This is a genomic window from Pseudomonas sp. p106, assembly GCF_003936645.1.
In the GTDB taxonomy this organism is placed as follows: domain Bacteria; phylum Pseudomonadota; class Gammaproteobacteria; order Pseudomonadales; family Pseudomonadaceae; genus Aquipseudomonas; species Aquipseudomonas putida_E.
The window spans coordinates 55,498-74,236 of the sequence record NZ_RHQR01000013.1 but is presented as its reverse complement, the minus strand read 5'-3'; the positions used below and the strand labels follow the sequence as shown (position 1 = coordinate 74,236).

The window sequence follows — 18,739 nt, the reverse complement described above, 5'->3', positions numbered from 1 at the left end:
AGGAAAGCACGACATGACGTCCCCCGTGGTCATCATCGGGACCGGCCTGGCCGGCTATAACCTCGCCCGTGAGTTTCGCAAGCTCGATGGCGATACGCCGCTGCTGCTGATTACGGCCGACGACGGTCGCTCCTATTCCAAGCCCATGCTTTCCACCGGCTTCGCCAAGCAAAAGGACGCGGACGGCCTGTGCATGGCCGAGCCGGGGGCCATGGCCGAGCAACTCAAGGCGGTTATCCGCACCCACACGCGCATCAGCGGTATCGACCCTGGCCACAAGCGCCTGTGGATTGGCGAAGAAGCGGTGGAGTATCGCGATCTGGTGCTGGCCTGGGGCGCGCAGACCGTGCAGGTGCCGGTGGAGGGTGACGGGGCAGATCATGTGTTCCCGGTCAATGATCTGGAAGACTACGCACGTTTGCGTGCTGCCGCGGCTGGCAAGCAGCGTGTACTGATCCTCGGGGCCGGCCTGATCGGCTGCGAGTTCGCCAATGACATGCGCCTGGGTGGCTTTGAGGTCGATGTGGTGGCGCCGTGCGAGCAGGTCATGCCGACCCTGTTGCATCCTGCCGCTGCCGCTGCCGTTCAGGGTGGGTTGCAAGGGCTGGGCGTGCGTTTTCACCTGGGCCCCGTACTCACTCGCCTGCAGCAGGTGAGCGAAGGCCTTGAGGCGCATTTGTCCGATGGCAGCGTGATCGCCTGCGACCTGGTGGTATCGGCCATCGGCCTGCGCCCGCGTATCGACCTGGCCGCTGCAGCGGGCCTGCAGACCAACCGCGGCGTAGTCGTGGACCGCCAACTGCGCACCTCCCACGGCAACATTTTCGCACTGGGCGACTGTGCTGAAGTCGAAGGTATCAACCTGCTCTATGTGATGCCATTGATGGCCTGCGCTCGAGCCCTGGCCCAGACTTTGACAGGCAACCCGACGCAGGTCAGTTACGGACCGATGCCCATCACTGTGAAAACACCGGCTTGCCCGTTGGTGGTTTCGCCGCCGCCGCCTGGTTGCGAAGGTACCTGGCAGGTGCAAGGGCAGGGCAGTGACCTGAAAGTGCTCTGTCACGCTGCTGACGGCCAGTTGCTGGGCTATGTCCTGACAGGCAGCGCCGTCATGGAAAAACTGGCCCTGAACCGGCAGCTGCCTGCGCTGATGGCGTAAACAGCGGGCGTTCTGTCGGATTTATCCTGTAGTTGACCGCACAATGGCCGCCCAGATACTGGCGCGGCCCCGGTCGGCGTGCCATTCTCACTTCCGTCTGCCGCAGATTAGAGCCTGCGGTGCCTTGAACGCTGCTTCACGGGCAGCACGGCAATAACAACAAGAATTCCCGTCAAAGAGGCTTCATTATGCGTAAACCAGAACTCGCCGCCGTCATCGCCGAAAAGGCCGATCTGACCAAGGAAAAGGCCAATCAGGTGCTCAATGCCATTCTCGACAGCATCACCGGTGCGCTGGACAAAGACACCGTGACCCTCGTCGGCTTCGGCACTTTTGAAAAACGGCATCGCGGCGCCCGTACCGGCAAGAATCCTCAGACCGGTGAGCCAGTGAAGATCAAGGCCAGCAATACTGTGGCCTTCAAGCCTGGCAAAAACCTGCGTGACAGCGTCAATGTGCCCGCCAAGCCGGCCAAGAAAGCCAAATGACCGACGCTTGACTTGCAGCCTCTGCTCAAACGGGCGCCTCAGTGCGCCCGTTGTGCTTTCGGAAAGCATCGTGCTGCGAATGTGCGTAAATAGTTCAGGAAACGGATAAACTGTGCGCTTCGGTCATTTTATATTCGAGGCGCGTTGATGAAGTTCCGCTTTCTTCTCTGGGCCATGGGGTTGTTGATGGCCAAGGCCAGCCGTAACAACCCGGCATTTCAGCAGCAACTCAAGGACAAGGACCTGGTGTTCCAGATGCAGACGCTCGATGGCAAGGTTGCCCGGCACTTCATCGTCAGTGGCGAACGCATCAGCAGCAAAGGTGGCGCTCATCCGCAGCCAGCCTTTGCCATTGCCTTCAAGGACGCTGCCTATGGCTTCGCCACGATGCAGGCGAGCAACAAGCAGTTGGCGTTCATGCAGGGCATTCAGGACAAGAGCATCCAGATCAAGGGCAATCCGGCGCTGGTGATGTGGTTCCAGGGTTTGATGAAATACCTGAAACCGAAGAAGAAAAAAGGCTGAACAGCTGGGGCTGCTGTGCAGCCCCAACGTTTTCAGTGCGGTGCGTTGAACTGCGACGCCAGTTCGCGCAGCAAACTCTCGGCCTCGAGCACCTTGTTCACGACGTCCTCAGCTTTCTCCCGGGTAATGCCCAGGCGCTCCAGCAATTCGTCGGGGATTGCCTCCTGCGGCCCCGAGCCGATGCCGCGGCAGCGCAGCAGGCGGGTCGCCAGGCACACCAGGTTGGGGTACGCCGAGTATTCGCCGTCATAGGCAGGATCATGCTGGAAGCGCAGCGCAGTCGACAGCTCTTCGGGCATGTCCCACAGCTTCATTAGCCAGGCGCCGATCTGCTCGCGGCTGATACCCAGCAGGTGCTGCTCCACATAGGTGTGGCACAGGTGCGGGTTGACCTCCAGATGGCGGCAGATCAGCGAGAAGTGCGGCGGGAACACATGCGCCAGCAGCAGATAGCCGAAGTTGTGCAACAGCCCGGCCAGGTAAGTCAGGCCGGCTTCGGGGCGTTCGGCCCGCGGCATGGCCCGGGTCAGGCCTTCGATGATCGCCGCGGTGTAGATCGACTGCTGCCAGTAAGGCGTCGCCTGTTGCGGGTGGTCCTTGGGCAGGCTCAACGTCTTGCCCAATGCCAGGCCCAGGGCCAGGTTGATCACCAGATCGAAGCCTAAGACGCGGACGATGGCATCTTCCACCGAGCGGATCTTGCCTGGGGAGGCGTAATAGGGCGAGGCTGCCCAGCTGACCACCTGTGCGGCCAGGGCCGGGTCGGTTTCGACCACGCCGGTGATGTCGTCGATGCTGGCATTGGGGTCGACCCGCAGCTTGATGATTTTCTGCGCCGTATCGGCCAGCGGCGGTATCTCGATGGTTTCTTCCAGGCGCTTCTGGATGCGGCGGGCGGTGAATGCCTGCACTGCTAGGGTAATCTCCCTGGAGTCATCATCCGGGCGGTCGAGATTGGGGCGTATTTCCCTGACGGGTTGGCCGAAAGTGCCAGCGCTGGCCTTTTGCATCATGTGCTTGAAGTCGTCACGCTGGATTTCCAGCAACAGACCGGCTTCACCGGACTGGATCAGCAGGCGTTCGGCATCGAGCAACTTGCCTTCATAGAGGCAGGGCGAACTGGTCAGCGCCGGAATCGCAGGCAAGGCCTTCAGATGGTGCTTGTCGAGCATCTGTTTCAGGCGTTGTACCGGCACGGCTTTGAGCTTGCGGCCCGTCAGCTCTTCCAGACGATTGAGGTCCAGCAGCTTGCTCTGCGGGAACAGCACCATCAATGCGCCGATCTCGTCATCCAGCAGGATCGCCTGTACCCGTGAAGCAGCCGGCAGTTGCGTATGCTCTGGCACCTCGCGATAGGCAACGCCCAGTTTTTCGAGCAACAGCCGGATAACAGACGGTGCGTGTGGGGTTGCGGTGTCCAGGGCAGCTTCAGTCATGGTCCGTATCCACTGATTCTTTTAAACGCGAAGTATAACCAGTCTGGTCGCAAAGCTGGATCCATTCTGGTACTGGCGTCACACTTGGCCATATTGCTGGCCGTGGCGCAGCCAACGGTCGAGCAGCGGGCTGACGTGCTCGGGCCAGCGTGCAATGAGGGCCTGTGCGGCGTCGCGCACAGCTGGTAACAGGTCGGCATCGCGCATCAGGTCGGCGACCTTGAATTGTAACAGGCCGGTCTGACGCGTCCCGAGCATCTCGCCGGGGCCGCGCAGCTCCAGGTCCTTTTCAGCGATGATGAAACCGTCGTTGGTTTCGCGCATGATCCCCAGGCGTTCGCGGCCGATCTGCGACAGGGGCGGGTGATACAGCAGCACGCAGTGGCTCACCGCACTGCCCCTGCCAACCCGGCCGCGCAACTGGTGCAGTTGGGCAAGGCCCAGGCGTTCGGGGTTCTCGATGATCATCAGGCTGGCGTTGGGCACGTCCACACCCACCTCGATCACCGTGGTTGCGACCAGCAGTTGCAGGCCGCCTTGCTTGAATTCGGCCATCACTGCGGCCTTTTCCGCAGGCTTCATGCGCCCGTGGATCAGGCCCACGCGCAGTTCACCCAAGGCGCTGCCCAGTTCTTCGTAGGTGCTCTCGGCTGCCTGGCAGGTGAGCTCTTCGGACTCTTCGATCAGGGTGCAGACCCAATAGGCCTGGCGCCCTTCGGCGCAAGCGGCGCGCACCCGCTCCACCACTTCGAAACGCCGGCTGTCGGCGACCAGCACGGTGTTCACCGGCGTGCGCCCTGGCGGCAGTTCGTCGAGCACCGAGGTGTCGAGGTCGGCATAGGCGCTCATCGCCAGCGTGCGCGGGATCGGCGTGGCGGTCATGATCAGCTGGTGCGGGCACAGTTCGCCTGCAACACCCTTCTTGCGCAGGGCCAGACGTTGTTGCACACCAAAACGGTGCTGTTCGTCGATGATCGCCAGGGCCAGGTGCTTGAATTGCACTTCTTCCTGGAACAACGCGTGGGTACCCACCACCATCGGCGCACCGTTGGCGATCTGTTCCAGGGCGCTGGCGCGGGCCTTGCCCTTGAGCTTGCCGGCCAGCCAGGCGACTTCCAGGCCCAGCGGCTCCAGCCAGCGCTTGAAGGTGATGTAGTGCTGCTCGGCGAGAATCTCGGTGGGCGCCATCAGCGCCACCTGGTAGCCGGCCTCCAGTGCCTGCAGCGCCGCCAGTGCGGCAACCACGGTCTTGCCGGCGCCGACATCGCCCTGTACCAGGCGCATCATCGGCTCGGCCTGGCTCAGGTCATAGGCGATTTCATCGGCTACCCGCTGCTGTGCGCCGGTCGGCTTGAAGCCCAGGTTGGCCAGGTACTGCACCTGCAGGCGCTTGGCCTTGGGCAGAACCGGAGCGCGCAAGCTGCGCAGGCTTTCACGCAGGCGCTGTTGCGACAGCTGGTGGGTGAGCAGCTCTTCGAAGGCAAGGCGGTGCTGGGCCCAGTGCTGGCCTTCGGCGAGCTCATCAAGGTCGGCATCGGCCGGCGGGTTGTGCAGGTAGCGGATGGCATCGTCCAGCGGTGCCAGGTGGTAGTCCCGGGCCAGTTCGTCCGGCAACCAGTCCGGCAGGCTGCGTGGGCCAAGCATGCCCAGGCTCTGCTGGCAGAGCAGGCGCAGGCGCTGCTGGGTGAGGCCTTCGGTGGACGGGTAGATCGGCGTCAGGGTCTGCTCGACCGGCGGTGGCGGCTCGTCGCCATTGAGTGCACGGTACTCCGGGTGGTAGATCTCCAGGCCCGAGGCGCCGGGGCGGGCCTCGCCATAGCAGCGCAGGTGGGTACCGCGCTTGAGGCCTTCCTTCTGCGCATTGCTGAAGTGATAGAAGCGCAGGCTGAGCACGCCGCTGCCATCACCCAGGCGCACGACAAGGCTGCGGCGTTTGCCCATGGTCACATCGGCGCCACTGACCACCCCTTCGATCACGGCGTCCTGGCCGGGGCGCAGGGCGCCGATAGGCACCACCCGGGTGCGGTCCTGGTAACGCAGCGGCAGGTGAAACAACACGTCCTGCAGGTTTTCCAGGCCCACCTTGGCGAGCTTCTGCGCCATGGCTTCGCCTACGCCCTTGAGCGCGGTGACAGAGACCTTCGACAGCTCAGTCATGACTCAGGCCGGTTGTTCCACAGCGGGCTTGGCTACCGAGCAGAGGCGAATCGAGTCGGCAAGGATCTCGATGGCCTTGGGCCGCGGGAAGCTGGCGCGCCAGGCGATGGCTACGGTGCGAAACGGTGCCGGTGCGGTAAGCGGCCGCACCTCGATGACCCCTGGTGCGTAGTGGTGGCTGTGCACCGCCGAAAGCGGCAGGATCGACACGCCCAGGCCCGAAGCGACCATGTGGCGTATGGTTTCCAGCGAGCTGGACTCCACCGTGGTGTGCTTGGCGCTTTCGCCGCCTTTGTTCAGCGTCGGGCAGGCTTCCAGAACCTGGTCGCGGAAGCAGTGGCCCTCGCCGAGCAGCAGCAGGCTCTTGTCGTTGAGCATGGCGGTGTCGATGGTCTTTTTCGCCGTCCAGGGGTGGTCGGCGGGCATCAGGGCACAGAATGGCTCATCGTACAGCGGCAGGGTCAGCACGTCGGCTTCGTTGAACGGCAGGGCGATGATCACTGCGTCGAGTTCACCATTGCGCAGTTTTTCGCGCAGCACATGGGTGAAGTTCTCTTCGATGTACAGCGGCATCTGCGGTGCCACGCGGTGCAGCTGCGGGATCAGGTGCGGGAAGAGGTAAGGGCCGACGGTGTAGATAGCACCGACCTTGAGCGGGGCGGTGAGCTGGTTCTTGCCGGCCTGGGCCAGTTCGCGGATGCCCTGCGCCTGCTCCAGTACCTTCTGTGCCTGGGCGACGATGCTTTCACCGACTGGCGTCAGGCGCACCGCGCTCTTGCTGCGCTCGAAGATCAGCACGCCAAGCTCGTCCTCAAGCTTTTTGACACCGACGGACAGGGTGGGCTGGCTGACATGGCAACGCTCGGCGGCGTGGCCGAAGTGCTGCTCCTGGGCGAGAGTGACGATGTAGCGTAATTCTGTGAGGGTCATAACGTGCGTCCATGAAGTTGCGAGCCCAGCATAGCGGCTGCAATCGATAGACGCACGTTATCAGACTTGCCGATTTGTGACAGAAACAAAAGTATCAGCGACGGTCCAGCGAGTAGACGAACGGTGCCACTACTTCGATCGTGCCATTGTTCAGCAATTCGGCAGGCGGCTTGGGTACCTTGCCGGCCCGGCGGATCATTTCCAGGGTTGCCCGGTCCAGCGCCGCGCTGCCCGAACCACCGGCCATGGAGTACGAGACCACCTTGCCTTCGGCGTCGACCACGAAGCGCAGGCGGTTGATGCCCTGAAGGCCCCGGCGGCGTGCGTCTTCCGGGTAGCGCTTGTACTTCGCCAGGTGGCGCAGCAGGTCGCTCTGCCACGTAGGCAACGCTTTGCTGTTCGCGGCAATGCTGGGTGCCGGTGCCGCCGACTTCTGCGGTGGCGTGTTGGTTGGCGGCGTGTCCACGACCTGTTCTTTGGTCGGTGGCTCATCCTTTGGCGGCTCAGGCTTTTTCTCAGGCTTCGGCGGTTGAGGCTTGGGTTTGGGCTTGGGCGGCTTGGCGATGGCGATCTTTGGTTTGGGCGCTTCGGCCACTTTGGGCAGCGGCGGCTCTTCGACCGGTGCCGGTGGCTGTGGAGCGGCCTTCGGTGGTGGTGGCGGTGCGGGCTCGGGCAGCGGTGCCAGTTCGACCATCATGGCTGCCGGGGGCAGCTCGACGGCCTGGGGCACCGACCAGTTGAGCGTGAGCAGCACAGCGACGGCATGGACACCCAGCACAAGTGCCAGGCTGCCGCTGTAACGCGCCATATTGTGCCGCGTCTTCGTCATTTCTTGGCTGCCGTCTCGAGACCTACCAGACCGACTTTGAGGTAGCCGGCCGCGCGCATGTTGTTCATCACTTCCATCAGGTCACCGTAATCCACGCCTTTGTCGGCCTGGAAGAAGATGGTGGTTTCCTTGTCGCCCTTGGTCTTGGCATCGAGCATCGGGCCAAGCTGGTCGGCGGCAGGCACCTGATCGTCACCGACATACAGCTTCTGGTCGGCCTTGACGCTGACGAACACCGGCTTCTCCGGCCTCGGTGCCGGCTTGGCGGTCGAGGCAGGCAGGTCGACCTTGATGTCGACCGTGGCCAGGGGCGCGGCCACCATGAAGATGATCAGCAGTACCAGCATCACGTCGATGAACGGCGTGACGTTGATTTCGTGGTTTTCGGCGAGGTCGTCGCCACCTTCGTTCAGATGCAGGCCCATGGCTTACCCCACTTTCACCATGTGCGGGGCGACGCGCTCGCCACCCTGGTGGTCCAGGTCGCGGCTGACCAGCAGCAGGACCTGCGCCGAAGCGTCGGAAACCTGGGCTTTGTAGCCGGCGATGGAGCGGGCGAAGACGTTGTAGATAACTACGGCCGGGATCGCTGCGACCAGGCCCAGGGCGGTGGCCAGCAGGGCTTCGGCGATACCCGGGGCAACGACGGCCAGGTTGGTGGTCTGGGTTTTGGCGATGCCGATGAAGCTGTTCATGATGCCCCACACGGTACCGAACAGGCCGACGAACGGCGCGGTGGAACCGATGGTGGCGAGCACGCCGGTGCCGCTGCTCATGTTGCGGCCGCTGGCATGCACCAGGCGCTCCAGGCGGAAGCTCACGCGTTCCTTGATGCCTTCTTTTTCACGGGCGTTGGCCGACAGGCGCATTTCTTCCAGGGCGTCGTGGACCAGCGTGTGGGCCAGGGTGCCTTCCTTGTTGGAGACCTCGCTGGCTTCCTTGAGGCTGGCAGACTTCTTCAGCTGTGCAATTTCGCCGCGCAGGCGACGCTTGGCGCCCATCAGTTCGAAGCCCTTGGCGATCCAGATGGTCCAGGTGATGATCGAGGCAATGGCCAGGCCGATCATGACCGCTTTCACCACCACGTCGGCGTTCTTGTACATACCCCATGGGGACAGGTCATGGGCCATGCCCAGCGAAGTGTTCTCGACCACGGCTTCGGTGCCTGGGGCCGCTGCCGCTGGCGCATCGACCGGCGTAGCGGCCTGAGCGTCGCCAGCAGGTGCCTGGCTTTCGGTGGCTGGGGTGGCCGGTGCGCTTGCAGCTGCTGGGGCGCTGACGTTGGTATTGGGCTCATCGGCCATAGCCGCTGGGGCCAGCACCAGGCTGAACATCAGCGCGGCAATGGCGCGCCAGGCGCGTGACGGGGTTGGCGAAGCGGAAGTGTGAGTACGTGTCATGCTGGCCGGACCTGATGAAGAAAAAAGTGTGCGTTCTCCAAGGCCTCGAGATAGGCCGAGAACAGATAGGGGTGCCATTATTGCAAGTAATTCTTGTTAACAAAAGTAATCTCGTTGCTTTTTTCGCCCATGGTCTAGCCGCCTATCGTGTAATCCGGCTAGCCTGATCCTTTGGTCTAGGGAGTTAAGTGATGTCAGACCGTTCCGTATTGATCGTAGGTTGTGGTGATGTCGGCGGCCGGCTGGCCCGCCAATTGCTCGCCCGTGGCTGGCAGGTAAGCGGCCTGCGCCGTTCGGTCGAACACCTGCCACAGGGTGTTGTACCGATCGCTGCCGACCTGTCCGATTCGGGCATGCCTCAGGCTTGGCCGCAGCATTCCCCGGATTATCTGGTGTATTGCGTAGCCGCCAGCCAGCACGATGAGGCGGGTTATCAAAGCGCTTACGTTGAAGGCTTGCGTCACGTGCTGGGTTGGCTGGCCGAGCGTGGGCAGCGCCCGCGCCGCCTGCTGTTCGTGTCCAGCAGCAGTGTGTTTGCACAAAAGGATGGGGAGTGGATCGATGAGACCGCACCTACCGAGCCGCAAGGCTATTCGGGGCGTGTGATGCTGGAGGCTGAGCGGCTGGCCCTGGCTGGCGGCATGCCGGCAAGCATCGTGCGCCTGACGGGGATCTATGGCCCAGGGCGTGAGTGGCTCCTCAGCCAGGTGCGTCAGGGCTATCGGGTGGCGACCGAGCCGCCGCTGTATGGCAACCGTATCCATGCCGAGGATGCCGCAAGCCTGCTGGCGTTCCTGCTGCAGGCCGATGCCGATGGTGTGGCGTTGGACGATTGCTATATAGGCGTTGATGACGACCCTGCGCCACTGGCCGATGTGGTTGGCTGGTTGCGAGCTTACATGGGCGTTACCGAATGGTCCGATGAGCAGCGGGTGCGCCGCACCGGCAGCAAGCGCTGCAGCAATGCCCGGGTGCGGGCATTGGGTTGGGTGCCGGAGTATCCGAGTTACAAGGAAGGTTACGCGGCGATCCTTAAAGGCGAAGGCTGAAGCCTGCTGTGTTGCTGCTGGCCTAATCGCCGGCAAGCCGGCGATTAGGCCAGTGAAACCAGGCGCGACTTGGGTCAGTCTTTCTCCAGCACCCACTGGCGGGTACCGGCTGCCAGTTGCGGGATTTCATCGGGCTGTGCGCGGTTGAGCGCCTGGAAGATCTCCAGCTTGTCGCCATCGCGCTTGAAGATGAATGGCGCGCCACGTTGGTTGCGCTCAAGCCAAAGGCTGTCGTTGCTGCCCCCCATGCTTGCGCAATCGCCGGCCAGGCACAGGGCGTAGCGGTCAGGGCCGGGCAGGCCGGTGACGCCGCCGTTATCGGTGAACCGGACGACGCTACCTGTGCCCTGGCCTTCGACAATCTTCCAGTCCCCGCCGAGGTACGCCTGGTACAGTGCTTTCTCGAAGCTGCTGCCCAAGGGCACATTACCGAGCTGTTTGGCGCGGACGAAACTGCGTTCGGCACCTGTTGTGTCCGTGGCTTTCAGCTCGTCGCCATCCAGCGCCAGCTGTTCGGTCTGGCCGCCCGGGAAGTTGGCCTGCCATTGCTTGTCAGCGGCGCTCAATTGGCCGTCGGCGGCCTCGAAACCATTGCTGTAGCTGGCCTGCTGGCTGGCCACATCGAGTTTCCACTCGAAGATGGGGCCGTGTTCATTGAGGGCCTGGCGCAGGCTGCCACCTTTGACGGCGGCGTTGATGGCGTCCTGGTTGATCCAGGTGCCGTTGAAATCTTCGGGTTTGTGGCTGGCGCAGCCGCTCAGAAGCAGGGCTGCCAGCGCGAGGGGCAGTGCTTGACGCATGGTAGGTTAACCTTGAACTGAAAGGTGACGGGCAAGGCGCCCGTCACCAGCGGCATCAATCGATGACCAGGATGGCGTCCATTTCTACCTGGGCGCCTTTTGGCAGCGCGGCAACGCCAATGGCGGCACGGGCTGGATACGGCTGCTCGAAGTAGCGGCCCATCACTTCGTTGACCTTGGCGAAGTGGCTCAGGTCGGTGAGGAAGATGTTCAGCTTGACGATGTCCTTGAACGAACCGCCGGCGGCTTCGGCAACGGCCTTGAGGTTCTCGAAGACCTGTACGGTCTGGGCTTCGAAGCCCTCAACCAGTTCCATGGTGTTCGGGTCCAGCGGAATCTGGCCCGACATGTAAACGGTATTGCCGGCCTTGATCGCTTGCGAGTAGGTACCGATGGCGGCAGGGGCCTTGTCGCTGTTGATGACGGTCTTGCTCATGATGACTCCTTGCGGTTGGCGGACTACGCACGCATGCGGGTGATGCGGACCACGCCGGTCAGCGTACGCAGCTTCTTGATCACACGAGCCAGGTGCACGCGGTCGTGCACGCTGACCACCAGTTGGACAACGCTGATGCGGCCGTCGCGTTCGTCCATGCTGATCTTCTCGATGTTGCCGTCGGCGGCATTGACGCTGCTGGCCAGCAGGGCAATCAGGCCGCGCTGGTGTTCCAGCTCGACACGCAACTCGACATTGAATTCGCCGGTGATGTCCTTGGCCCAGGAAAGCTGTACGCACTTCTCCGGGTTATGGCGGATTTCACTGATGTTGCGGCAGTTCTCCAGGTGCACGACCATGCCCTTGCCTGCCGACAGGTGGCCGACGATCGGGTCGCCCGGGATGGGCGTGCAGCACTTGGCATAGCTCAATACCAGGCCTTCGGTGCCGCGGATCGCCAGAGGGCCTTCCGGTGCTGGGAGCTGTTCGCCTTCGGCTGACAGCAGGCGGCGGGCCACCACATAGGCCATGCGGTTGCCCAGGCCAATGTCTTCGAGCAGGTCTTCGATCAGTTCCAGGCGGTACTCGGCGAGAATCGCGTTGATACGCTCCTGAGGGATTTGCTCGAGGCTGCTGTCGAAACCGGTCAGCACCTTGTTCAGCAGGCGCTCGCCAAGGTTGATCGACTCGGAGCGTCGCTGCTGCTTGAGTGCGTGGCGGATGTGCGTTCGGGCCTTGCCGGTGACCACGAAGTTGAGCCAGGCCGGGTTGGGCCGCGCGCCCGGGGCGCTGACGATCTCGACCGTCGAACCGCTCTGCAGCGGCTCGGACAGCGGCGCCAGGCGCCGGTTGATGCGGCAGGCGATGCAGCTGTTGCCCACATCGGTATGCACCGCATAGGCGAAATCGACGGCGGTGGAGCCTTTGGGCAGCTCCATGATCCTGCCTTTGGGCGTGAAGACATAGACCTCGTCAGGGAACAGGTCGATCTTCACGCTCTCGATGAATTCCAGCGAGTTGCCGGCACGCTGCTGCAGTTCGAGGATGCCCTTGACCCACTGGCGCGCGCGCGCATGGTTGCCTTTGGGCTGCTCGTCGTCGTTGGACTTGTACAGCCAGTGTGCGGCGATGCCATTGTTGGCCATCTCTTCCATTTCGCGGGTGCGGATCTGGATTTCGATGGGCACGCCGTGCATGCCGAACAGCGTGGTGTGCAACGACTGATAGCCGTTGGCCTTGGGGATCGCAATGTAGTCCTTGAAGCGCCCGGGCAGCGGCTTGTACAGGTTGTGTACGGCGCCGAGCACGCGGTAGCAGGTGTCGACCTTGTCGACGATGATGCGGAAGGCGTACACGTCCATGATCTCGGTGAAGGCGCGGCGCTTGCCGCGCATCTTCTTGTAGATACCATAGAGGTGTTTCTGCCGGCCGCTGACCTCGCCTTGAATACCGTCGGCGGCCAGGCAGTTGGCCAGCGAGTGTTCGATCTTGGCGACGATCTCTTTACGGTTGCCGCGTGCGCTCTTGACCGCCCGGTGGATCAGCGACGAGCGCATCGGGTGCATGGCCTTGAAGCCGAGGTCTTCGAACTCTACGCGCACAGTGTGCATGCCCAGCCGGTTGGCGATGGGCGCGTAGATTTCCAGGGTTTCCTTGGCGATACGTCGGCGTTTTTCGCCAGACAGTACTTCCAGGGTACGCATGTTGTGCAGGCGGTCAGCCAGCTTGACCAGGATCACGCGGATATCGCGGGCCATGGCCATGGCCATCTTCTGGAAGTTTTCAGCCTGTGCTTCGGCCTTGGTCTCGAAGTTCATCTGGGTCAGTTTGCTGACCCCATCGACCAGCTCGGCAACCGTTTCGCCAAACTGCTGGCTGAGGGCTTCCTTGGCGATGCCGGTGTCTTCGATCACGTCGTGCAGCATGGCCGCCATCAGGCTCTGATGGTCCATGTGCATGTCGGCGAGGATGCTGGCCACGGCCAGCGGATGGGTCACATAGGGCTCGCCGCTGCGGCGGCGCTGCCCATCGTGTGCCTGTTCGGCGTAGAAATAGGCCCGGCGAACCAGGTTGACCTGTTCGGGGCCCAGGTAGGTCGACAGCCGTTCGGCTAAGGCTTCTATGCCCGGCATGGTTTCACCTCTTGCCGAGGAAGAGGGCCTTGCGCCGCGCGACGTCGACCAGGCATCGATCAGACAGCCTCGTTGGACTCGTCCTCGAACGCGGCGAAGACCGGATCCTCGGTGACGATCTCTTCAGCGGCAATGAATTCGTTGGTGACGATGCCTTCTGCGATTTCACGCAGGGCAACGACGGTCGGCTTGTCGTTTTCCCACGCTACGCGTGGCTCTTTGCCGCCGGTAGCCAGCTGACGGGCGCGCTTGGTCGAGAGCATGACCAGCTCAAAACGGTTATCCACGTGTTCCAGGCAGTCTTCAACAGTTACGCGGGCCATGGTCTTCCTCAGTAGCAAATGCGATGGGCGTGCAGCCCAATATGGGCAGGCGGACTCGATAGTTTAAAAAATCACCAGCCAATAGGGAAGCGCTGTTTTGCCGGATACCCCATCAGGCCTGCATCCCTCACCCTGTGGACGCGGGCTTGCCGGGGCGCCGAACCACCGCCAAAGGGCCGCGACAGACACCTTCATCTTGTATCTCACAACATCGCGCCGCGCAACCTTGGGGTCAGCTCTTCGAACAATGTCTGCACCGAGCGCAAGGCCCGGCAATCGGGCCGGGTCAGCAGCCACAGTTGGGTGTCGCAACCGGCCAGCGGTCCGCTCAGCGCCTCGACCCCAGGCAGTGCATGGACCATGTAGTCGGGCAGCGCCGCAACGCCCAGCCCCGTGCTTACCAGCTGTGCAATGGTCGACATGCTGCTGCACTGGTAGCGCGGGCTCAGCCCGGGGTACTGCTGATTGCGCCAGACCACGGTGGGGTGGTCCTGCATGGAGTCGTCCGGGGCTATCCATGGCACGCTGTTGTGGGACTCGTCCAGGCGCTCGCGCCATTGCGGCTGGCCACAGATCACATAGGACGTCGAACCCAGGCAACGGCCGACCAGGTGCTCGGGCGGGGTATTGGTCAGGCGCAGGGCGATGTCGGCATCGCGCCTGCTGAGGTTGGCGAAGGTGTTGGACGTGCCCATCTCCAGCGACAGAGCCGGGTAATTGGGCATGAACTCGGCCAGCGCCGGCAGCAGCAGGCTGTGCATTACCGCCTCAGTGCATGTCAGACGAACGGTGCCGCTCACCACCTGCTCGCCACTGGTCATGGCGATGCGCGCAGCATCCAGCGCCTGCTCGGCCCGTTCGGCCTGCTCGGCCAGGGCCTGGGCGGTGTCGGTCGGCAGGTAGCCCTTGCGGCTCTTGACGAACAGTGCGGTGCCCAGTGCCGACTCAAGCCGGCGAATCGAACGGAACACGGTCGAAACATCGACCTTGAGCAGTTCGGCGGCCTTGGCCAGTGAGCGCCCGCGCTCCAGGGCCAGGACCAGGGAGAGGTCGGCGTGGGTGATCTGATATTGCATTGGTGCACGCTCTACTTGCCGAAATGCCAATGTCTGTTGCGTTGAGGCCATTTTATAGTGGAACTGCCCCCGGGAATCAATGCGCCCGGTCGGGTAACCAATCCCCACGATGGGAAAGTTAAAAAAACAACAGCTGCAACCATCGTCGCCCGTGAGGCGCCAGCCGTATCCCCACATCGCCGCAGCACATCAAAGGATGTACACCATGACGTCGGTCACCCCGTGCGCCAGTTCTTCCAGCGAGATGAAAGACTTCCTCCAGGCCCATCCGGACACTCAGTACGTCGATCTGCTGATCTCCGACATGAATGGCGTGGTACGTGGCAAGCGCATCGAGCGGGCCAGCCTGCACAAGGTGTACGAAAAGGGGATCAACCTGCCGGCATCGCTGTTCGCCCTGGATATCAATGGCTCGACCGTGGAAAGCACCGGGCTTGGGCTGGACATCGGCGATGCCGACCGGATCTGCTACCCGATCCCCGGCACGCTCTGCAACGAACCCTGGCAGAAGCGCCCGACCGCCCAGTTGCTGATGACCATGCACGAGCTCGAGGGCGAGCCGTTCTTCGCCGACCCACGCGAAGTGCTGCGCCAGGTGGTGAGCAAGTTCGATGACCTGGGCCTGGACATCTGCGCCGCGTTCGAGCTGGAGTTCTACCTGATCGACCAGGACAACCTCAACGGTCGTCCGCAGCCGCCGCGCTCGCCCACTTCGGGCAAGCGTCCGCAGTCGACCCAGGTCTACCTCATCGACGACCTCGACGAATATGTCGACTGCCTGCAGGACATGCTGGAAGCGGCCAAGGAGCAGGGCCTGCCGGCCGATGCCATCGTCAAGGAAAGCGCGCCCGCGCAGTTCGAAGTCAACCTGCACCACGTTGCCGATCCGCTGAAGGCGTGCGACTACGCGATCCTGCTCAAGCGCCTGGTCAAGAACGTCGCCTACGACCATGAAATGGACACCACGTTCATGGCCAAGCCTTACCCAGGCCAGGCGGGCAACGGCCTGCACGTGCACATTTCGCTGCTCGACAAGAAGACCGGCAAGAACATCTTTGCCCATGAAGACCCACTGCAAAGCGATGCTCTGCGCCATGCCATTGGTGGCGTGCTGGAGACCATGCCGGCGTCGATGGCCTTCCTGTGCCCGAACGTCAACTCGTACCGTCGCTTTGGCGCCCAGTTCTACGTGCCGAATGCGCCGAGCTGGGGGTTGGACAACCGTACCGTAGCGGTTCGCGTGCCGACCGACAGCAGTGAAAACGTGCGCATCGAGCACCGTGTAGCGGGCGCCGACGCCAACCCTTACCTGATGCTCGCGGCAGTTCTCGCGGGGATCCACCATGGCTTGACCAGCAAGGTCGAGCCTGGCGCGCCGATTGAAGGCAACTCGTACGAACAGCTGGAGCAAAGCCTGCCGAACAACCTGCGCGACGCCTTGCGCGCGCTGGATGACAGTGAAGTCCTCAACCAATACATAAGCCCGGATTACATCGATATCTTCGTGGCCTGCAAGGAAAGTGAGCTGGCCGAGTTCGAAGTATCGATCTCCGACCTCGAGTACAACTGGTACCTGCACACGGTGTAAGCCCATGAGCGCAATTGCGGTCCCCTTGATCGGTGTCAGCGCCTGCCGTCAGCAGGTGGGGAAGAACTCGTCGCACACGGTGGGCGACAAGTATGTCGAGGCGGCCGGCTTTGCCGGGCTCCCGCTTATCCTGCCGGCCCGCGACGGGGGCAGTGACACGCAGGCGTTGCTGGCACGGCTCGATGGCATTCTTTTTACCGGCTCGCCTTCAAATGTCGAGCCGCATCATTACAATGGCGCCCCCAGCGCGGAAGGTACCCGGCACGATCTTGCACGTGACCGCCTGACCTTGCCGCTGTTGCAGGCGGCCATTGCCGCCGGCGTGCCGGTGTTCTGTATCTGTCGTGGTTTCCAGGAATTGAACGTGGCCCTAGGCGGCAGCTTGCACCAGCGCGTGCACGAGCTGCCGGGCTACCTGGACCACCGTGAACCTGAGGACGCACCCCTGGAGGTGCAATACGGCCCTCGTCATCCCGTCGGCATTGCGCCTGGCGGGGTATTCGAGCGCCTGGGCCTGGCTGCGCAGTTCGAGGTCAACTCGCTGCACAGTCAGGGCATCGACCGCCTGGCCCCGGGCCTGCGCGTCGAGGCAAGGGCCCCGGATGGCCTGATCGAAGCGGTGTCGATGCCTGACGCGCCTGGCTTTGTGCTTGGCGTGCAGTGGCACCCGGAATGGCGTTTTGCCGACAACCCGGTCTCCACACGCCTGTTCCAGGCGTTCCGTGAGGCCTGCATTGCCCATGCTGCACGGTAGGGTCGTTACCCGAAGGTCTTGGATGACTGATACCGATACGCAAGCTTTCAATGAGTGAAAGCGCCTTGTTCGCAGGGCCTGTGACAACAATTCCAATAGTTACGGCAAATACTCATGAGCGATTACACAGAAGCTGGCCGCCCACCCGATGTGGCCGATTCAGGCAGCACTCAGCGCAGCAAAGGTTTGGCCAAAGGCCGTCTTGGCCTGTTGGCCAGCGTGGTGCTGGGCATTTCGACTATCGCCCCGGTCTATACCCTGACCGGTGCCCTTGGCCCCACCGTGCGGGAGGTCGGCGAGCACCTTCCGGCCGTCTTCATCGTCGGCTTCCTGCCCATGCTGCTGGTCGCCCTGGGCTACCGTGAGCTGAACGCGGCGGAGCCGGACAGCGGTACTTCCTTTACCTGGTCGGCCCGCGCCTTCGGCCCGATGATCGGCTGGATCGGTGGCTGGGGGCTGGTCGTTGCCACCACCATCGTGTTGTCCAACCTGGCCGGGGTGGCCGTTGATTTTTTCTATCTGTTCCTGGCTCAGATCACCGGTAACCAGGCGTTGGCTGCCTTGGCGGATAACCTGCTGATCAACATCACCACCTGTTGCGTGTTCATCGCCATGGCGGTGTGGATCTGTTGTCGCGGCATGGCCACCACCATGACCGTGCAATATGGTTTGGTGGCCTTGCAACTGCTGGTGCTGATCGGCTTTGCCTTCGCCGCCTTCAGTGAGACCACCGCGCCAGCGCCGCTGGAGTTCGACCTGGCCTGGTTCAACCCCTTCGGCGTGGAGTCGTTCTCGGCCTTTGCCGCTGGCCTGTCGTTGTCGATCTTCATCTTTTGGGGGTGGGACGTGTGCCTGACCGTCAGTGAGGAATCGATCGGCAGCGACGAGGTGCCGGGCAAAGCGGCGACCTGGACCGTGCTGCTGATTCTTGGTCTGTACCTGCTCACCGCCATCGCCACCCTGCAATTCGCGGGGATCAGCGAGCAAGGGCTGGGACTGAACAACCCGCGTATCCAGGAGAACGTCTTTGCCCACCTGGCCGGGCCAGTCATGGGGCCGCTGGCGATCCTGATGTCCATCGCCGTGCTGGCCAGCACCGCCGCTTCGCTGCAGTCGACCTTCGTCTCTCCGGCGCGCACGCTGCTCGCCATGGGTTACTACGGTGCGGTGCCAGAGCGCTTTGCCAAGGTTTGCCCGCGTTCGCAGACGCCACGTTACGCAACCATCTGTGCCGGCGTTGCCGCAGGCCTGTTCTACGTGACCATGCGTACCCTCAGCGAAAACGTGCTGGCGGACACCATCACCGCCCTGGGCATGATGATCTGCTTCTACTATTCGCTGACCGCGTTTGCCTGCGTGTGGTATTTCCGCCAAAGCCTGTTCGACAGCCTGCGCCACTTCTGCATGCGCGGCCTGTGCCCCCTGTTGGGTGGTGTGATCCTGTCGGTGATCTTCGTGCGCACCGCCATCGACAGCGCGTCGCCGGATTTCGGCAGTGGCTCGCATGTGGCTGGCGTAGGATTGGTGTTCGTGATTGCGGCGATCATTTCGGCACTGGGGATAGTGCTGATGATGCTGTCGCGGATGCGCGCGCCGGCTTACTTCCTGGGGGCTACCCTGCGACAGCAGGCGACTCTGCAGCTGCAGGAATAAT

At 62.8% G+C, this 18,739-nt stretch carries 18 protein-coding genes; 7 read left to right on the top strand and 11 right to left on the bottom strand.

The window, feature by feature from the left end; all coding sequences use genetic code 11:
• Window positions 1-13: 13 nt before the first annotated feature.
• From EGJ09_RS16830 to EGJ09_RS16820, 3 genes are all read left to right on the top strand, one after another.
• Entirely contained in the window at window positions 14-1,162 is a 1,149-nt protein-coding gene (locus EGJ09_RS16830) for an NAD(P)/FAD-dependent oxidoreductase (RefSeq protein ID WP_125924406.1), read from the top strand.
• A gap of 188 nt (window positions 1,163-1,350) precedes the next feature.
• Window positions 1,351-1,650, top strand: a complete 300-nt coding sequence (locus tag EGJ09_RS16825; protein ID WP_039605050.1) for an HU family DNA-binding protein — start codon at window positions 1,351-1,353, stop codon at window positions 1,648-1,650.
• Between the two features lie 147 nt (window positions 1,651-1,797).
• On the top strand, window positions 1,798-2,175 hold the full coding sequence (locus EGJ09_RS16820) for a helicase (RefSeq protein WP_039605049.1): 378 nt from the start codon (window positions 1,798-1,800) through the stop codon (window positions 2,173-2,175).
• Between the two features lie 32 nt (window positions 2,176-2,207).
• Here the strand turns inward: EGJ09_RS16820 and EGJ09_RS16815 are convergent, their stop codons facing one another.
• The 6 genes from EGJ09_RS16815 to exbB form a co-directional block, all read right to left on the bottom strand.
• Window positions 2,208-3,611, bottom strand: a complete 1,404-nt coding sequence (locus EGJ09_RS16815; protein ID WP_115273271.1) for an aminoacyl-tRNA deacylase and HDOD domain-containing protein — start codon at window positions 3,609-3,611, stop codon at window positions 2,208-2,210.
• A 78-nt stretch (window positions 3,612-3,689) separates the two neighbouring features.
• Window positions 3,690-5,768, bottom strand: a complete 2,079-nt coding sequence (recG, locus tag EGJ09_RS16810) for an ATP-dependent DNA helicase RecG (RefSeq protein ID WP_115273272.1) — start codon at window positions 5,766-5,768, stop codon at window positions 3,690-3,692.
• A 3-nt stretch (window positions 5,769-5,771) separates the two neighbouring features.
• The gene (locus EGJ09_RS16805; protein ID WP_046786856.1) at window positions 5,772-6,698 is read right to left on the bottom strand and encodes a hydrogen peroxide-inducible genes activator; all 927 of its coding nucleotides are present in this window, start codon (window positions 6,696-6,698) and stop codon (window positions 5,772-5,774) included.
• Between the two features lie 94 nt (window positions 6,699-6,792).
• Window positions 6,793-7,527: an energy transducer TonB gene (locus EGJ09_RS16800; protein WP_125924405.1), complete on the bottom strand. Its 735-nt coding sequence runs from the start codon at window positions 7,525-7,527 to the stop codon at window positions 6,793-6,795.
• On the bottom strand, window positions 7,524-7,952 hold the full coding sequence (exbD, locus tag EGJ09_RS16795) for a TonB system transport protein ExbD (protein WP_046786858.1): 429 nt from the start codon (window positions 7,950-7,952) through the stop codon (window positions 7,524-7,526). The genes EGJ09_RS16800 and exbD overlap by 4 nt, the downstream gene beginning before the upstream one ends.
• 3 nt (window positions 7,953-7,955) lie before the next feature.
• A complete protein-coding gene (exbB, locus tag EGJ09_RS16790; protein ID WP_046786859.1) occupies window positions 7,956-8,927 on the bottom strand; it encodes a tonB-system energizer ExbB in 972 nt (323 codons plus the stop codon).
• Between the two features lie 191 nt (window positions 8,928-9,118).
• Between exbB and EGJ09_RS16785 the strand changes: the two genes are divergently transcribed.
• Window positions 9,119-9,976: an SDR family oxidoreductase gene (locus EGJ09_RS16785; protein WP_125924404.1), complete on the top strand. Its 858-nt coding sequence runs from the start codon at window positions 9,119-9,121 to the stop codon at window positions 9,974-9,976.
• 74 nt (window positions 9,977-10,050) lie between these two features.
• On the opposite strand, the gene EGJ09_RS16780 is transcribed toward EGJ09_RS16785, so the two are convergent.
• From EGJ09_RS16780 to EGJ09_RS16760, 5 genes are all read right to left on the bottom strand, one after another.
• On the bottom strand, window positions 10,051-10,776 hold the full coding sequence (locus tag EGJ09_RS16780) for a hypothetical protein (protein ID WP_046786861.1): 726 nt from the start codon (window positions 10,774-10,776) through the stop codon (window positions 10,051-10,053).
• 55 nt (window positions 10,777-10,831) lie between these two features.
• A complete protein-coding gene (locus tag EGJ09_RS16775; RefSeq protein WP_012312121.1) occupies window positions 10,832-11,212 on the bottom strand; it encodes a RidA family protein in 381 nt (126 codons plus the stop codon).
• 23 nt (window positions 11,213-11,235) lie between these two features.
• Complete coding sequence (gene spoT / locus EGJ09_RS16770; protein WP_046786862.1) at window positions 11,236-13,344, bottom strand: bifunctional GTP diphosphokinase/guanosine-3',5'-bis pyrophosphate 3'-pyrophosphohydrolase; 2,109 nt, start codon at window positions 13,342-13,344, stop codon at window positions 11,236-11,238.
• 59 nt (window positions 13,345-13,403) lie between these two features.
• Entirely contained in the window at window positions 13,404-13,667 is a 264-nt protein-coding gene (rpoZ, locus tag EGJ09_RS16765) for a DNA-directed RNA polymerase subunit omega (protein ID WP_012312123.1), read from the bottom strand.
• A gap of 203 nt (window positions 13,668-13,870) precedes the next feature.
• A complete protein-coding gene (locus tag EGJ09_RS16760; protein ID WP_046786863.1) occupies window positions 13,871-14,743 on the bottom strand; it encodes a LysR family transcriptional regulator in 873 nt (290 codons plus the stop codon).
• Window positions 14,744-14,987: 244 nt separating this feature from the next.
• Here EGJ09_RS16760 and EGJ09_RS16755 point away from each other — a divergent pair, with 244 nt between their 5' ends.
• From EGJ09_RS16755 to EGJ09_RS16745, 3 genes are all read left to right on the top strand, one after another.
• Window positions 14,988-16,331, top strand: a complete 1,344-nt coding sequence (locus tag EGJ09_RS16755; RefSeq protein WP_371316823.1) for a glutamine synthetase family protein — start codon at window positions 14,988-14,990, stop codon at window positions 16,329-16,331.
• Between the two features lie 4 nt (window positions 16,332-16,335).
• On the top strand, window positions 16,336-17,085 hold the full coding sequence (locus EGJ09_RS16750; protein WP_115273276.1) for a gamma-glutamyl-gamma-aminobutyrate hydrolase family protein: 750 nt from the start codon (window positions 16,336-16,338) through the stop codon (window positions 17,083-17,085).
• A gap of 114 nt (window positions 17,086-17,199) precedes the next feature.
• Window positions 17,200-18,738, top strand: a complete 1,539-nt coding sequence (locus EGJ09_RS16745; protein WP_125924403.1) for an APC family permease — start codon at window positions 17,200-17,202, stop codon at window positions 18,736-18,738.
• Window position 18,739: the final 1 nt, after the last annotated feature.

Bases quoted from the DNA above. Each gene is read 5' to 3' on its own strand.
- EGJ09_RS16830 (WP_125924406.1), top strand. From the start codon at position 14: ATGACGTCCCCCGTGGTCATCATCGGGACCGGCCTGGCCGGCTATAAC.
- EGJ09_RS16825 (WP_039605050.1), top strand. From the start codon at position 1,351: ATGCGTAAACCAGAACTCGCCGCCGTCATCGCCGAAAAGGCCGATCTG.
- EGJ09_RS16820 (WP_039605049.1), top strand. From the start codon at position 1,798: ATGAAGTTCCGCTTTCTTCTCTGGGCCATGGGGTTGTTGATGGCCAAG.
- EGJ09_RS16815 (WP_115273271.1), bottom strand. From the start codon at position 3,611: ATGACTGAAGCTGCCCTGGACACCGCAACCCCACACGCACCGTCTGTT.
- recG (WP_115273272.1), bottom strand. From the start codon at position 5,768: ATGACTGAGCTGTCGAAGGTCTCTGTCACCGCGCTCAAGGGCGTAGGC.
- EGJ09_RS16805 (WP_046786856.1), bottom strand. From the start codon at position 6,698: ATGACCCTCACAGAATTACGCTACATCGTCACTCTCGCCCAGGAGCAG.
- EGJ09_RS16800 (WP_125924405.1), bottom strand. From the start codon at position 7,527: ATGACGAAGACGCGGCACAATATGGCGCGTTACAGCGGCAGCCTGGCA.
- exbD (WP_046786858.1), bottom strand. From the start codon at position 7,952: ATGGGCCTGCATCTGAACGAAGGTGGCGACGACCTCGCCGAAAACCAC.
- exbB (WP_046786859.1), bottom strand. From the start codon at position 8,927: ATGACACGTACTCACACTTCCGCTTCGCCAACCCCGTCACGCGCCTGG.
- EGJ09_RS16785 (WP_125924404.1), top strand. From the start codon at position 9,119: ATGTCAGACCGTTCCGTATTGATCGTAGGTTGTGGTGATGTCGGCGGC.
- EGJ09_RS16780 (WP_046786861.1), bottom strand. From the start codon at position 10,776: ATGCGTCAAGCACTGCCCCTCGCGCTGGCAGCCCTGCTTCTGAGCGGC.
- EGJ09_RS16775 (WP_012312121.1), bottom strand. From the start codon at position 11,212: ATGAGCAAGACCGTCATCAACAGCGACAAGGCCCCTGCCGCCATCGGT.
- spoT (WP_046786862.1), bottom strand. From the start codon at position 13,344: ATGCCGGGCATAGAAGCCTTAGCCGAACGGCTGTCGACCTACCTGGGC.
- rpoZ (WP_012312123.1), bottom strand. From the start codon at position 13,667: ATGGCCCGCGTAACTGTTGAAGACTGCCTGGAACACGTGGATAACCGT.
- EGJ09_RS16760 (WP_046786863.1), bottom strand. From the start codon at position 14,743: ATGCAATATCAGATCACCCACGCCGACCTCTCCCTGGTCCTGGCCCTG.
- EGJ09_RS16755 (WP_371316823.1), top strand. From the start codon at position 14,988: ATGAAAGACTTCCTCCAGGCCCATCCGGACACTCAGTACGTCGATCTG.
- EGJ09_RS16750 (WP_115273276.1), top strand. From the start codon at position 16,336: ATGAGCGCAATTGCGGTCCCCTTGATCGGTGTCAGCGCCTGCCGTCAG.
- EGJ09_RS16745 (WP_125924403.1), top strand. From the start codon at position 17,200: ATGAGCGATTACACAGAAGCTGGCCGCCCACCCGATGTGGCCGATTCA.